This is a genomic window from Streptomyces lavendulae subsp. lavendulae (assembly GCF_002803845.1).
GTDB classification, from domain to species: Bacteria; Actinomycetota; Actinomycetes; order Streptomycetales; family Streptomycetaceae; genus Streptomyces; species Streptomyces lavendulae.
This window is the reverse complement of sequence record NZ_CP024985.1, coordinates 4,297,150-4,311,783: the sequence shown is the minus strand read 5'-3', so window position 1 is coordinate 4,311,783 and position 14,634 is coordinate 4,297,150. Positions and strand designations below refer to the sequence as shown.

At 71.5% G+C, this 14,634-nt stretch carries 10 protein-coding genes; 6 read left to right on the top strand and 4 right to left on the bottom strand.

The window, feature by feature from the left end; genetic code table 11:
* Nucleotides 1–98: 98 nt before the first annotated feature.
* Both SLAV_RS18835 and SLAV_RS18830 read right to left on the bottom strand, forming a co-directional pair.
* Nucleotides 99–1,355, bottom strand: coding sequence for a metallophosphoesterase (locus SLAV_RS18835; protein WP_030225282.1), 1,257 nt, complete (start codon nucleotides 1,353–1,355; stop codon nucleotides 99–101).
* Nucleotides 1,356–1,569: 214 nt separating this feature from the next.
* Nucleotides 1,570–2,685, bottom strand: coding sequence for a LacI family DNA-binding transcriptional regulator (locus tag SLAV_RS18830; protein ID WP_030225284.1), 1,116 nt, complete (start codon nucleotides 2,683–2,685; stop codon nucleotides 1,570–1,572).
* Nucleotides 2,686–3,047: 362 nt separating this feature from the next.
* Here SLAV_RS18830 and hisC point away from each other — a divergent pair, with 362 nt between their 5' ends.
* The gene (gene hisC / locus SLAV_RS18825) at nucleotides 3,048–4,130 is read left to right on the top strand and encodes a histidinol-phosphate transaminase (RefSeq protein ID WP_030225286.1); all 1,083 of its coding nucleotides are present in this window, start codon (nucleotides 3,048–3,050) and stop codon (nucleotides 4,128–4,130) included.
* A 42-nt stretch (nucleotides 4,131–4,172) separates the two neighbouring features.
* On the opposite strand, the gene SLAV_RS18820 is transcribed toward hisC, so the two are convergent.
* Complete coding sequence (locus tag SLAV_RS18820; RefSeq protein WP_030225289.1) at nucleotides 4,173–4,541, bottom strand: cyclophilin-like fold protein; 369 nt, start codon at nucleotides 4,539–4,541, stop codon at nucleotides 4,173–4,175.
* A 189-nt stretch (nucleotides 4,542–4,730) separates the two neighbouring features.
* On the opposite strand from SLAV_RS18820, the gene SLAV_RS18815 reads away from it, so the two are divergent.
* The 4 genes from SLAV_RS18815 (at nucleotide 4,731) to SLAV_RS18800 (ending at nucleotide 12,650) form a co-directional block, all read left to right on the top strand.
* Nucleotides 4,731–6,236, top strand: a complete 1,506-nt coding sequence (locus SLAV_RS18815; RefSeq protein ID WP_030225292.1) for a cytochrome ubiquinol oxidase subunit I — start codon at nucleotides 4,731–4,733, stop codon at nucleotides 6,234–6,236.
* Between the two features lie 18 nt (nucleotides 6,237–6,254).
* Nucleotides 6,255–7,256 (top strand): cytochrome d ubiquinol oxidase subunit II, encoded by a 1,002-nt coding sequence (cydB, locus tag SLAV_RS18810; protein WP_030225294.1) that lies wholly within the window; start codon nucleotides 6,255–6,257, stop codon nucleotides 7,254–7,256.
* An 87-nt stretch (nucleotides 7,257–7,343) separates the two neighbouring features.
* On the top strand, nucleotides 7,344–10,889 hold the full coding sequence (cydD, locus tag SLAV_RS18805; RefSeq protein WP_030225296.1) for a thiol reductant ABC exporter subunit CydD: 3,546 nt from the start codon (nucleotides 7,344–7,346) through the stop codon (nucleotides 10,887–10,889).
* Nucleotides 10,890–10,913: 24 nt separating this feature from the next.
* Nucleotides 10,914–12,650 carry a sensor histidine kinase gene (locus SLAV_RS18800; RefSeq protein WP_051840238.1) on the top strand — a complete coding sequence of 579 codons (1,737 nt, stop codon included), beginning with the start codon at nucleotides 10,914–10,916 and terminating at the stop codon, nucleotides 12,648–12,650.
* 10 nt (nucleotides 12,651–12,660) lie between these two features.
* Here SLAV_RS18800 and SLAV_RS18795 read toward each other — a convergent pair whose 3' ends face one another.
* Nucleotides 12,661–13,539, bottom strand: coding sequence for a Cof-type HAD-IIB family hydrolase (locus SLAV_RS18795; RefSeq protein WP_051840240.1), 879 nt, complete (start codon nucleotides 13,537–13,539; stop codon nucleotides 12,661–12,663).
* 163 nt (nucleotides 13,540–13,702) lie between these two features.
* Here SLAV_RS18795 and SLAV_RS18790 point away from each other — a divergent pair, with 163 nt between their 5' ends.
* On the top strand, nucleotides 13,703–14,605 hold the full coding sequence (locus tag SLAV_RS18790; protein ID WP_030225303.1) for an LLM class flavin-dependent oxidoreductase: 903 nt from the start codon (nucleotides 13,703–13,705) through the stop codon (nucleotides 14,603–14,605).
* The last annotated feature ends 29 nt before the right edge of the window (nucleotides 14,606–14,634 follow it).

Genomic DNA, 14,634 nt, shown 5'->3' with positions numbered 1-14,634 from the left:
CACAAACGGAGGAGAGCCTGCTACGGATAGAGCGATGGTAGAGCGCCCCTGCCACGCGGTGACAGGGGCTTTGCTGAATTACCCCGCTCCGAGAACGCTCAGTCGCTCAGAGGTAGTTGAACGACGAGCAGCTTGCCCTCCATGGTCACGCCGCCGTCCATCGCGATGGCCAGGCCGTCCGCGTACACGTGCGGCCCGTCGACGGCCTCCGGTCCGTGCGACTCGTCGCCGTCCTCGGTGCCCACCTCGCCGAGCAGGTAGGGGATCGGGCTGTGGCCGTGGACGACGCGTCCGCCGCCGTAGGTGCCGAGGAGCTCCCGTACGGCTCCGGGACCGGTCTCCTCGTCGCGGAAGGCGAAGCGCTTGGTGAACTTCCTGAACAGGTCCCACGTGATGTCTGCGTCGTGGCGGTTGAGCAGTTCGTGGATGGTGTCGTTGACGTCCTCGATGGAGTCGCCGTAGTCGAGGTAGGCGGTGGTGTCGGAGTGCAGCAGCAGGTGTCCGTCCGCCAGGGTGGCCGCGTCGAGCCGGGACATCCACTGCAGGTGTACGTCCTCCAGCCGGTCCATGTCGGTGCGCTGGCCGCCGTTGAGGAGCCAGGCGGCCTGGAAGGTGGCCGTGCCCGCACCGGACTGGATGGGGGTGTCGCCGAACCGCTTGGCGCCGATGAGCAGCAGTTCGTGATTGCCCATCAGGGCCTTGCAGTAGCCGCCGGCGGCGGCGGCCTCGGCGGAGAGCCGCATGACGAGGTCGATGACGCCGATGCCGTCGGGGCCGCGGTCGGTGAAGTCGCCGAGGAACCAGAGCCGGGCGTTCCCGGCGGACCAGTGGCGGTCGGCGTCGATCAGGTCCTGGGCCTGGAGTTCCGTGACGAGCTCGTCGAGGTAGCCGTGGACGTCGCCGACGACGTACAGGGGCCCGGGACCGGCGGCCGGGGCCTCCTGGGGGACGTAGTGGACCTGGACGGTGTCACCGGGCCCGCCGGAGACGGCGGCGCGCCCGATGACGGGCAGGTCGCGCTGCGTGGGCGTGTAGCCGTCGTCCGGATCGTCCGCGGCGGGGAACTCCGCGTGGGCGGAGGGCCGCTGGTGCGGGACGGTCTCCGTCCCGGGGTAGCCGACGGGGCCGGGCGCCGGGGGCCCCATGGGCTCCGGCGGGTACCCGGGCCGCGGGTCCGCGGGCGCGCCTTCGGCGTAGTACGCGGGGTACTCGCCGTAGACCGGGCTCTCGCCGGGCAGTCCGGCGGACACGGCGTACGGCGCGGGTTCGGAGACCGGCACCCGGAAGTCCCGCAGCGTGTCCGTCCGCATCGCGGGTCCCTGACCGGCCCCCTGAGTCATCGACCCCTCCACCACCGTCGCGCTGCCGTACACCTGCGGACCCTCTGCCTCCTGGGTGGAGGGTCCGTGATGTCGTGCGCCCATCATAGGAATGCGGCTCGCGCTCTGTGACGCACCAGGGGTGGTGAATCCTGTCCGGAGCCGATCCTTCCTGCTGTTTTCTCCCGATTTGGGTGTTGCTGAATCCTCGGCGGGGCCGATGGCCCCGCCGTTGGGGTGGGTACGGCGGTCAGTCCTGGGCCGGCGAGCGGGGCGGGCTGACGGTGGTCCGGGGTGTCCTGCGCTGCGAGGAGGTGCGGATGATCAGCTCGGTCGGGACGACCTGTTCCACGGGGCGTCCGGTGTCGACCCCTTCGATCGCGTCGATCAGCAGCTGCACGACGGCGGTGCCGATCCGACGGGGTTTGAGGGAGAGGGTCGTGATGGGCGGTTCGGTGTTGGCGTAGACGGTGGATTCGCTGCAGCACACGAGGAGCAGGTCCTCGGGCACGCGCAGGCCGTAGCGCCGGGCGGCGGCGAGCAGGTCGGTGCCGTTGGGGTCGAAGAGTCCGTAGACGGCGTCCGGCCGGTCGGGCCGGGCGAGCAGCCGGTCGGCGGCCACGGCGCCGGCGCACGGGTCGTGGGCCGGGTAGGACTCGTAGACGGGATCCTGGCCGACGCGTTCGCACCAGTTCAGGTAGGCGGTCGTGGAGAGCCGGGTGTAGGTGTCGGTGGTGGTGCCGGTCAGCAGCCCGATGCGGCGGGCGCCGGCGGCGGCGAGGTGGTCGAGCAGGCCCAGGACGGCGGCCTCGTGGTCGTTGTCGACCCAGGCGGTGACGGGGAGGGTGCCGGCCGGGCGGCCGTCGGAGACCACGGGCAGGCCCTGGCGGACCAGCTCGCTGACGACCGGGTCGTGGTCGGAGGGGTCGATCACGACGGTGCCGTCGAGGGCCACGTTGGACCAGACGTCGTGTCGTGAGGTGGCGGGGAGGATGACGAGGGCGTAGCCACGGGCCAGCGCGGCGGAGGTGGCGGCCCGTGCCATCTCGGCGAAGTACGCGAATTCGGTGAAGGTGAAAGGTTCATCCCCGTACGTGGTCACGGTCAGGCCGATGAGGCCGGACTTGCCGGTACGGAGGGTTCGGGCCGCTGCGGAAGGGCGGTAGCCCAGCCGGTCGGCGACCTCGCGGACGTGGCGGCGGGTGGCGTCCGGCAGCCGCCCCTTGCCATTGAGCGCGTCGGAGACGGTTGTGATGGAGACGCCCGCCGCGGCGGCCACGTCTCTGATGCCGGCCCGGCCCTGTCGGCCGCCGACCCGCCGGGTGCTCTCGGTCCGGCTCACCTGATGCTTCCCTGCTGCTGTCATGGCGAGCCGATATTAGGGCTCTGAGGGGTGGTCGGTCCGGGTGCATATGCACGCGTTGACAGGCACGTTTCTGCATGGTTCGCCACCCTCAATGACCTTGGAACTGAAGGTTTTTGGTGGCTCAGAGTGAGGGTGAAGCTTGTCGACGGGTAGGAGCATGCCAAAACGGAGCCGTTTGCGGCCGCTCTCAACTCACCTGCACGAGGGACGCGCGCCACGGCGCGGGCCACCGGCGCGCGCATATATGCGCGCGCTCCCCCAGTGTTCCTGGCGCCCGCCATTCTCGGATCGGCGGAATCCTCATAAGGTGAGCAGTATTGAGTCGACGGAGAGGTCGGCGGGACGGTCGAGGAGGACCTGCGGTGAGCGAGAAGAGCCCGAAGCTGCGCGCCGAGCTGGACGGCATTCCCACCTACAAGCCCGGCAAGCCCGCGGCCGGGGGCGGGGCCGTCGCGTTCAAGCTGTCCTCGAACGAGAACCCGTACCCGCCCCTTCCGGGGGTGCTGGAGAGCGCGGTCGCCGCCGCGGGCCGGTTCAACCGCTACCCGGACATGGCGTGCACCGGTCTGGTCAACGAGCTGGCGGAGCGCTTCGGGGTGCCGGTCGAGCACATCGCCACGGGCACCGGCTCCGTGGGCGTGGCCCAGTCGCTGATCCAGTCGACGGCCGGCCCGGGCGACGAGGTCATCTACGCCTGGCGTTCCTTCGAGGCGTACCCGATCATCACGCAGATCTCGGGTGCCACGTCCGTACAGGTCCCGCTGACCGACGGCGACGTGCACGACCTGGACGCGATGGCCGCCGCGATCACCGACCGGACCCGGCTGATTTTCGTTTGCAACCCCAACAACCCCACCGGCACCGCGGTGCGCCGTGCCGAGCTGGAGCGGTTCCTGGACCGGGTTCCCTCGGACGTCCTGGTGGTGCTGGACGAGGCGTACCGCGAGTTCGTGCGCGACACCGACGTTCCGGACGGCATCGAGCTCTACCGCAACCGCCCCAACGTCGCCGTGCTGCGTACGTTCTCCAAGGCGTACGGTCTTGCCGGGCTGCGCGTCGGCTTCGCGGTGGCGCACGAGCCGGTGGCCGCCGCGCTGCGCAAGACGGCGGTGCCCTTCGGCGTGAGCCAGCTCGCGCAGGACGCGGCCGTGGCCTCGCTGCAGGCGGAGGACGAGCTGATGGGCCGGGTCGGGGCTCTGGTGGGCGAGCGCGCCCGGGTTCACGCCACGCTGCTGGCCCAGGGCTGGACGGTCGTCCCGGACACGCAGGCCAACTTCGTGTGGATGCGGCTGGGCGAGCGGACGGCCGAGTTCGCGGCGGCCTGCGAGAAGGCCGGCGTGGTGGTCCGGCCCTTCGCGGGCGAGGGCCTGCGGGTCACGATCGGTGAGACCGAGGCGAACGACCTCTTCCTGCACACGGCGGCGGCGTTCTTCAAGGAGCTGTAGGGAGCGGGGGGAGCGGTAGGGGGCCCCGGGGAGCCGGGGTCCTCAGACCAGTTCCACGCGGATGGGGTCGCCGTCGCGGACGGTGGCCAGGAGGCGGGGGTCGCCGTCGAACGAGCCGAGCACGTTGCAGGGGCTCGCCAGGCGACTCTCGCCTCCGCGCGATATGGGCGTCGGGCCGTAGGGGAGCGCGAGCGCGTCGCCCTCGGTCCAGAACGCGACCGTGCCCGGCTCGACGACCTGCTGGGCGTCGTCCTCCAGGGCGACGGAGACCCCGGTGTCGAAGTAGACCTCTTCGCCCCAGGTGTTCGCGGAGGCCGAAATCGGCAGGGCCGCGGCCAGCGCCTTGCTGGTCGGGGTGTCGTCGAGGGTGGCGGTGAGCAGGCCCGCAGGCCATGAGATTCGAATCTGCATGGCCACATTCAACAATCTGTTGAATTTCTTGGCTAGAGGGACCCCGGCTGGAAGCCGTCGAAAGGGGTGCGCCATAATGCTTGTGAATGTGAACGCGTTCACAAGCGTGTCCTGCTTCCTCCCGTTTCGGGGGGAACCCGCCAGGCAGACTGCCCGCTGTGACCACGGCGACGACAAGGAGAAGACGACGTGGACCTAGCTTTGGCGCCTGAGACATTGGCGCGCTGGCAGTTCGGCATCACCACCGTCTACCACTTCCTCTTCGTTCCGCTCACGATCTCGCTCGCCGCGCTGACCGCCGGCCTGCAGACCGCCTGGGTGCGCACGGAGAAGGAGAAGTACCTCAGGGCCACGAAGTTCTGGGGCAAGCTTTTCTTGATCAATATCGCGATGGGTGTCGTCACCGGCATCGTCCAGGAGTTCCAGTTCGGCATGAACTGGTCCGACTACTCGCGATTCGTCGGCGACATCTTCGGCGCGCCGCTGGCCTTCGAGGCGCTGATCGCCTTCTTCTTCGAGTCGACCTTCATCGGCTTGTGGATCTTCGGGTGGGACAAGCTGCCGAAGAAGATCCACCTCGCCTGCATCTGGATGGTCTCGCTCGGCACCGTGCTGTCCGCGTACTTCATCCTGGCGGCGAACTCCTGGATGCAGCACCCGGTCGGCTACCGGATCAACGAGGAGCGGGGACGGGCGGAGCTCACGGACTTCTGGCAGGTCCTCACGCAGAACACCGCGCTCACCCAGTTCTTCCACACCATCACGGCCGCCTTCCTGGTCGGAGGCGCGTTCATGGTCGGCATCGCCGCCTTCCACCTCGCGCGCAAGAAGCACGTCCCCGTGATGCGCAGCTCGCTGCGGCTCGGCCTGGTCGTCATGATCATCGCGGGCCTCGGCACCGCGATCAGCGGCGACCTGCTCGGCAAGGTCATGTTCAAGCAGCAGCCCATGAAGATGGCCGCGGCCGAGGCCCTCTGGGACGGCGAGGCGCCCGCCCCCTTCTCCGTCTTCGCCTACGGCGACGTCGAGAAGGGCCACAACAAGGTGGCCATAGAAATCCCGGGCCTGCTGTCCTTCCTCGCCAACGACGACTTCACCTCCTTCGTCCCCGGCATCAACGACGTCAACAAGGCCGAGCAGGAGAAGTTCGGCCCCGGCGACTACCGGCCCAACATCCCCGTCGCCTACTGGGGCTTCCGGTGGATGATCGGCTTCGGCATGGCCTCCCTCGGGATCGGCATGCTGGGGCTGTGGCTGACCCGCAAGCGTTTCCTGCTCCCGCCGGCCCTGCGCACCGGTGAGGACGAGGTCCCCCACCTCGTCCTCTTCAAGAAGGCGCTCAGCCCCCGGTGGGCCCGGATGTACTGGCTCGTCGCGCTCTGGACCATGTGCTTCCCGCTCATCGCCAACTCCTGGGGCTGGATCTTCACCGAGATGGGCCGCCAGCCCTGGGTGGTCTACGGCGTCCTGCGCACGCGGGACGCGGTCTCGCCCGGCGTCTCCCAGGGCGAGGTGCTCACCTCGATGATCGGTTTCACCCTGCTCTACGCCGTGCTCGCGGTGATCGAGGTCAGGCTGCTCGTGAAATACGTCAAGGCCGGTCCCCCGGAACTCACCGAGGACGACCTCAACCCGCCCACCAGGATCGGCGGGGACGGCAAGAACCCCGACCGGCCGATGGCCTTCTCGTACTGAGGCTGAGGAGACCACACCATGGAACTTCACGACGTCTGGTTCGTACTGATCGCCGTCCTGTGGATCGGCTACTTCTTCCTGGAGGGCTTCGACTTCGGGATCGGCGTCCTGACCAAGCTGCTCGCCCGCGACCGCAAGGAGCGGCGGGTCCTGATCAACACGATCGGACCCGTCTGGGACGGCAACGAGGTCTGGCTGCTCACGGCGGGCGGCGCCACCTTCGCCGCCTTCCCGGAGTGGTACGCCACCCTCTTCTCCGGCTTCTACCTGCCCCTGCTGCTCATCCTGATCTGCCTCATCGTCCGCGGCGTCTCCTTCGAGTACCGCCACAAGCGGCCCGAGGAAAGGTGGCAGACCAACTGGGAACACGCGATCTTCTGGACCTCGCTGATCCCCGCGTTCCTGTGGGGCGTGGCCTTCGCCAACATCGTGCGCGGAGTCAAGATCGACCAGGACATGGAGTACGTCGGCAGCCTCTTCGACCTGCTCAACGTCTACTCGATCCTCGGCGGTCTGGTGACCCTCACCCTCTTCACCTTCCACGGGGCGGTCTTCGCCTCGCTGAAGACCCTCGGTGACATCCGGGACCGCTCGCGCGCGCTGGCGACCCGGCTGGGCGTGGTGACGGCCGTCCTGGCCCTCGTCTTCCTGATCTGGACCCAGGTCTCGCGCGGTGACGGCTGGAGCCTGATCGCCATGGCCGTCGCCGTGGCGGCGCTGGTCGCGGCTCTCGGCTGCAACCTGGCCGGGCGGGAGGGCTGGTCGTTCGCCCTGTCGGGGATCACCATCGCGGCAGCCGTCGCGATGCTCTTCCTGACGCTGTTCCCGAACGTCATGCCGTCCTCGCTGAACGACGCCTGGAGCCTGACGGTCACCAACGCCTCGTCCACCCCGTACACGCTGAAGATCATGACCTGGTGCGCGGGCGTCGCCACCCCGCTCGTCATGCTCTACCAGGGCTGGACCTACTGGGTGTTCCGCAAGCGCATCGGTACGCAGCACATCGCCGACGCGCACTGACCCCGCGCCCGGTCCCCGGGCCGCCCGTATCCGACGGACGGCCCGGAGGACCGGTCCCTGCCTGACCCTGCCGAGGGGATGTTTCACGTGAAACCGATCGACCCGCGTCTGCTGCGGTACGCCCGCTCCACCCGCCTCTTCCTGGGGGCGGTGGTCGCGCTGGGGCTCGCCGGGGCGGGGCTGGTGGTCGGTCAGGCGATGCTCATCGCCGAGATCGTGGTCGGCGCCTTCGAGGAGGGGCTCGACGGCGGGGCGCTGCGGACGCCCCTGCTGCTGCTCGCGGCGGTGGCGCTGGGGCGCGGCCTGGTCGCCTGGCTCACGGAGCTCGCTGCGCACCGGGCCAGTGCGGCGGTCAAGTCGGAGCTACGGGGCCGGCTGCTGGAACGGGCCGCGGACCTCGGGCCGGGACGGCTCGACGGCCACCGGACGGGTTCGCTGGTGGCACTGGCCACCCGGGGCGTGGACGCGCTCGACGACTACTTCTCCCGCTACCTGCCCCAGCTGGGGCTCGCGGTGGTGGTCCCGGTGGCGGTTCTCGCCCGGATCGTCACCGAGGACTGGGTGTCGGCGGCCATCATCGTGGTCACCCTGCCGCTGATCCCGCTGTTCATGATTCTGATCGGGATGGCCACGCAGAACCGGATGGACCGCCAGTGGCGGCTGCTGTCGCGGCTCTCGGGTCACTTCCTGGACGTCGTGTCGGGGCTCCCGACGCTCAAGGTCTTCGGCCGGGCCAAGGCGCAGGCCGAGTCGATCCGCTCGATCACCGACGACTACCGCCGGGCCACGATGCGCACGCTGCGCATCGCCTTCCTCTCCTCGTTCGCGCTGGAGCTGCTCGCCACCCTCTCGGTCGCGCTGGTCGCGGTCACGATCGGCATGCGGCTCGTGCACGGGGAGCTCGACCTGTACACCGGCCTGGTGATCCTGGTCCTGGCGCCGGAGGCGTACCTGCCGCTGCGCCAGGTCGGGGCGCAGTACCACGCGGCCGCCGAGGGGCTGGCCGCCGCGGAGCAGATCTTCGAGGTGCTGGAGACCCCCGCCCCCGCGCCGGGCGGCGGGGCGCCGGTGCCCGCCGACGGGCTGCGGATCGAGTTCGACGCGGTCGAGGTCCGCTACGAGGGGCGGAGCGCGAGCTCGCCGGGACCGGTGTCGTTCACCGTCGCGCCGGGCGAGTGCGTGGCCCTCACCGGGCCCAGCGGGGCGGGCAAGTCCACCCTGCTCCATGTGTTGCTGGGCTTCGTGACGCCGACCGGCGGGCGGGTCCGGATCGGGGACGCGGACCTGGACGGGCTCTCCCTGGAGCAGTGGCGGGAGCGGGTGGCCTGGGTGCCGCAGCGCCCGCACCTGTTCGCGGGGACCATCGCCGAGAACGTACGGCTGGCGCGCCCCGGGGCTTCCGACGAGGCCGTGGAGGCCGCGCTGCGCGACGCCGGGGCCTGGGAGTTCGTGTCGGCCCTGCCGGGCGGGACGCGGACCCCGCTCGGTGAGGGCGGGGTGGGCCTGTCCGCGGGCCAGCGCCAGCGACTGGCCCTGGCCAGGGCGTTCCTCGCCGACCGGCCGGTGCTGCTGCTGGACGAACCGACGGCCGCCCTGGACGGCGGGACCGAGGCCGCCGTGGTGGAGGCCGTACGCCGCCTCGCGGTCGGGCGGACCGTGCTGCTGGTCGTGCACCGGCCGGCGCTGCTGGCCGTGGCCGACCGGGTGGTGCGGGTGGGCGAGGGGGCTCCGGTCCTGCCCGCGGACCGGGTCCCGGCAGTCGTGAGCGCCCCGCGCGGTCCGGTGGCCGCCGATCCCGGGGAGTGGATCCTGGGTGCGGCGCCCGAGCGGGACGCGGTCGCCGGGGGCGGCGACAGCGGCGGCGGTGACCCGCTGCGCCGGGTGCGGGCGGTGGCTTCGGCCTGGCAGGGCCGCTTCCGGCGCGGGCTGCTGCTGGGTGCGCTGGCCGTCGGGTGCAGCGTCGGCCTGATGGCCGTGTCCGGGTGGCTGATCTCCCGGGCCTCGCAGCAGCCGCCGGTGATGTACCTGATGGTGGCCGTCACGGCCACACGTGCCTTCGGTATCGGGCGGGCCGTCTTCCGTTACGCCGAGCGGCTCGTGTCGCACGACGCCGTGCTGCGGATGCTCGCGGACCTGCGGGTCGCGGTGTACCGCCGCCTGGAGCGGATCGCGCCCGCCGGACTGCGGGAACAGCGGCGCGGGGACCTGCTGTCGCGGCTGGTCGCGGATGCCGACGCCCTGCAGGACTACTGGCTGCGCTGGCTGCTGCCGGTCGGCACCGCGGTACTGGTCGGCACCGGGTCGGTGGCGTTCACCGCCTGGCTGCTGCCCGAGGCCGGGGCCGCGCTCGCGGTGGGTCTGCTCCTGGCCGGGGTCGTGGTGCCGCTGGTCAGCGGGGCCTGTTCGCGGGCCGCCGAGCGGCGGCTGGCACCGGCGCGGGGCGAGCTCGCCACCCGGGTGACCGATCTACTGACCGGCACCGCCGAGCTGACGGTCGCCGGAGCCCTGGCCGACCGGAAGGGGCGGGCGCGGGAGAGCGACGGCGTGCTGACCCGGATCGCCTCGCGCGGGGCCGCCGCCACCGGACTCGGCAGCGGGCTGTCGGCGCTGGTGTGCGGGCTCACGGTGGTGTGCGCGGCGCTCGCGGGCGCGGAGGCCGTCGCCTCCGGACGGCTGTCCGGAGTGGCCATGGCGGTGGTGGTGCTCACCCCGCTCGCCGCCTTCGAGGCGGTCAGCGGGCTGCCGCTGGCGGTCCAGTACCGCCAGCGGGTGCGCCGTAGCGCGGAGCGGGTCTACGAGGTCATCGACGCGCCCGTGCCGGTCACCGAGCCGGCGGAGCCGGCCGAGCCGGCGGGCTCGCCCTTCCCCCTGCGGCTGACCGGGCTGGCCGCCCGCCACCCGGGCCAGGAACGGGACGCGCTGCACGGGCTGGACCTGACCCTCGAAGCGGGGCGGCGCATCGCGGTCGTCGGGCCGTCGGGCTCGGGCAAGACCACCCTCGCCCAGGTCCTGCTGCGGTTCCTCGACCAGCGCGAGGGCGGGTACACCCTGGGCGGTGTCGACGCGCGCACCCTGGACGGCGACGACGTACGCCGCTCCGTGGGTCTGTGCGCCCAGGACGCGCACCTCTTCGACAGCTCGGTCCGCGAGAACCTGCGCCTGGCCCGCACCGGGGCGAGCGAGGAGGAACTGCGCGGGGCCCTCGCCGCGGCCCGGCTGCTGGAGTGGGCGGACGGCCTGCCGGACGGGCTGGACACCCTGGTCGGCGAGCACGGTGAGCGGATCTCCGGGGGACAGCGCCAGCGGCTGGCCCTGGCCCGGGCGCTGCTCGCCGATTTCCCCGTGCTGGTGCTGGACGAGCCGGCCGAACACCTGGACCTGGCGACCGCGGACGCCCTGACGGCCGATCTGCTGGCGGCGACCGAGGGCCGGACCACCGTGCTGATCACGCACCGGCTGGCCGGGCTGGAGGCGGTGGACGAGGTGCTCGTCCTGGACCGGGGAGCGGTCGTCCAGCGGGGTGCCTACGCCGAGCTGGCGGCGGTCGAGGGTCCGCTGCGCGGGCTCCTGGAACGGGAACGGGAGGCGGACGGGGCACTGGCCGAGTTTCACCTTGCTGACTTTCCCTCCTAAACGGGACTAACTACTCTCAAGGACATGTCAGCGCAGGAGTCTCAGGAACCACCGGACCCCACAGGGGGAACGCCGGACCCGTTGGAGGCCGCCACCCGGGCCACCCGGAGCCTGCAGGGGCTGTCCACCGAGCTGACCGCCCGGGTCCCCCAACTCCTGGAGGCCATGCGCTCGGTCGGGACCGGGCTCGAACTGCACTCCACGCTCGACCGCATCTGTGAGACGGCCGCCGAGCTCGCCGACGCCCGCTATGCGGCGATCGGCGTCGTGGACGTCGAGGGCCGTGGCCTTTCGGACTTCGTCACCTACGGCGTCAGCGCCGAGCTGGCGCGGAAGATCGGGAGCCGTCCGGACGGCAAGCGGGGTCTGCTCGGTGCGCTGATCTCCCATCCGGACACGGTGCACCTCGCCGATCTGGCGAAGGATCCGAGGTCGGCCGGGTTCCCCGCACACCACCCGCCCATGAAGACCTTCCTCGGGGTGCCCATCCGGGTCCAGGGCGAGATCTTCGGCAACCTCTACCTCGCCGAGAAGAACGGCGGCGGCGAGTTCAACGACTACGACGTCCACATGGTCCGGGTGCTGGCCACCGAGGCGGGCATCGCCATCGGCAACGCCCGGCTCTACGAGGCCGCGACCCAGCGCGAGCGGTGGATCGACGGGTCGGTGGCCGTCACCACCGCCCTGCTGTCGGGCGGGGACGCGGACGACGCCCTCGCGGTGGTCGCCGAACAGGCCCGCCGGCTGGCCGACTCCGCCGCCGGGATCGTGATGCTGCCGGCGGAGGAGGGCGGGATGGAGATCGTCGCCGTCTCCGCCGAGAACCCGGCCACCTCGCTCGGCGTGGTCATCCCGGCGGAGAGTCCGGTGGTGGACAGGCTGCTGCGCGGTGAGCCCGTGTTCGTGGACGACCTCGCCGGTGACCCGCGCATGATCAGCCGGCTCACCAGCCAGTACGGGCCTTGCATGATGCTCCCCCTGCACAGCGGTGGCCGGGTGCTGGGCGCCCTGGTCACCCCCAGGGCCCGTGGCAAGAGGCCGTTCACCGAGGCGGAACGGACCCTGGCCACGCAGTTCGCCTCGCAGGCCGCGCTCGCGCTGATGATGGCCGAGGCGCAGCGCGACCGGGAGCGGCTCGCGGTGTTCGAGGACCGCGACCGGATCGCCCGCGACCTGCACGACCTGGTCATCCAGCGGCTGTTCGCCACGGGGATGATGCTGGAGGGCGCCCAGCGGAGGTCCATCGTTCCGGAGGTCCGTGACGGGGTGGGCAAGGCCGTGGACGAGCTGGACGTCACGATCCAGGAGATCCGGACCGCGATCTTCGCGCTCCAGCAGGGCCCGGCGGAGGCCCCCTCGGGACTGCGCACCCGGGTGCTGAGGGAGATCAACATGGCCGCCGTGCCGCTGGGCTTCAAGCCCGCGCACCGCTTTCTGGGCCCGATCGACACGGTGGTGGGCGAGCTGGTCGGCAAGAACCTGATCGCGGCCCTGCGCGAGGCCCTGTCGAACGCCTTCCGGCACTCGGAGGCCTCCCGCATCGAGGTGGTGCTCGATTCCACCGTCACCCTGGACGACGGCCGGCCCGGAGTGCGGCTGGAGGTCGCGGACGACGGGGTGGGCATCACGGAGGGCGGACGGCGCAGCGGCCTGCGCAACCTGCGCCGCCGGGCCGAGTCGCTGGGCGGAACCAGCTTCTACGGGCCCGGCATCGGCGAGGAGGGCGGCGGGACGACCCTGGTGTGGGAGGCCCCGCTCTAGGCCCGTGCCGTCATCCCGCGGAGCGTTCGGCGAGGATGCGCTCGATGACGACGGCGACCCCGTCCTCGTTGTTGGCGACCGTACGGCCCGAGGCGGCCGCGATCACGTCCGGGTGGGCGTTGCCCATCGCGTACGAGGTGCCCGCCCAGCGGAGCATCTCCACGTCGTTCGGCATGTCCCCGAACGCGACCACCTCGGCGGGGGAGATACCGCGCTCGGCGCAGCACCGGGCCAGGGTGCTGGCCTTGGACACACCGAGCCCGCTGATCTCCAGCAGGGCGGTCGGGCTGGAGCGGGTGATCGATGCGTAGGCGCCGGCGGCCGAGCGGGCCAGGGCGAGGAACTCGTCCGGTGCCAGTTCGGCGTGGTGGGCGAGCAGCTTCAGCACGGGCGCCGCCGTGTCGTCGGTCTCCTCGTTCAGCAGCTTCTCGGCGGTGGCGACCGTGGCGCCCGGGCTCTCGAAGAACGGCGGATAGGCCGGCTCGTAGTTGATGCCGGTGGTCAGCTCGACCGCGAAGGAGGTACCGGGGGCGGCCTTCCGCAGGGTCCGTACGACCGTCAGGGCGGTGGCCCGGGGCAGCGCCCTGACCTGCACGAACTCCCGGTCGGCATGGAGGTCGACGACGGCCGCCCCGTTCGCGCAGATCGCCAGGCCGTGGCCCTGGACGTGATCGCTGACCACGTCCATCCAGCGGGCCGGGCGGCCGGTGACGAAGAAGACCTCGATCCCGGCCTCCTCGGCGGCGGCGAGCGCGGCCACGGTGCGGTGCGAGACGGACTTGTCGTCGCGCAGCAGGGTGCCGTCGAGGTCGGTGGCGATGAGCCGGGTCACGGGGGTTGGCCCGTCCGGGCGCTGAGGAGCCGAGGTCACCGCTCCATCTTCGCCCATGCTCCCCGGCGCCCAGGCCAGCCGGTGCGGATATGTTTCACGTGAAACCGTCGAGATGTTTCACGTGAAACACGGCGCGGGCACGTCGGCGGGCGCCCCGTACCGGCGGGACGCGCGGTGCGGAATGTGCGGTTGGTGCGGAGGCGCCCGTAGGCTCGAACGCATGAGTCTGCGTCTGAGCACTGTCATCCTCCCGGTCCGTCCTTGGCACGAGGGCGGGCGTGACCAGTGGGAGCGGGCCGAGCGGCTCGGGTTCCACACCGCTTACACCTATGACCACCTCACCTGGCGGACCTTCCGCGACGGACCCTGGTACGCGGCCGTACCCACCCTGACCGCTGCCGCCGCCGTCACCGATCGGCTCCGGCTGGGCACGCTGGTGACCTCGCCGAACTTCCGGCACCCGGTGACCCTGGCCAAGGACCTGATGACGCTGGACGACGTCTCCGGCGGACGCATCACCCTCGGCATCGGCGCGGGAGGCAACGGCTTCGACGCGGTGGCGCTGGGCCAGGAGGAGTGGAGCCCGCGCGAGCGGGCGGACCGCTTCGCCGAATTCGTGCCGCTGCTCGACCGGCTGCTGACCGAGAGCTCCCTGACCCACCACGGCACCTTCTACTCCGCCGTGGAGGCCCGCAGCATCCCGGGCTGCGTGCAGCGCCCGCGGCTGCCGTTCGCCGTGGCCGCGACCGGCCCGCGCGGGGTGAAGCTCGCCGCGAGCCACGGTCAGGCCTGGGTGACGGCCGGTGACCCGAAGGTCTTCGAGGGGACGCCCGAGCAGTCGCTGGAGGCCCTGCGCGTCCAGGTCGGCAAGCTGGAGAAGGCCCTGGCGGAGATCGGGCGCGAGTCCGACACCATCGAGAAGGTCCTGCTGACCGGCTTCACGCCGGAGCGCAGCACCATGCTGGAGTCCGTGGACGCGTTCGTCGACTTCGCGGGCCGGCACCGTGAGCTGGGCTTCACCGAGATCGTCATCCACGCCCCGATCCCGGACTCCGACTTCGCGGCCGACGAGAACGTCTTCGAGCGGATCGCCACCGAGGCGCTCGCCCAGCTCGGCGCCTGACAAGTCCAGCGCTCCGGCCGGGACCCGCC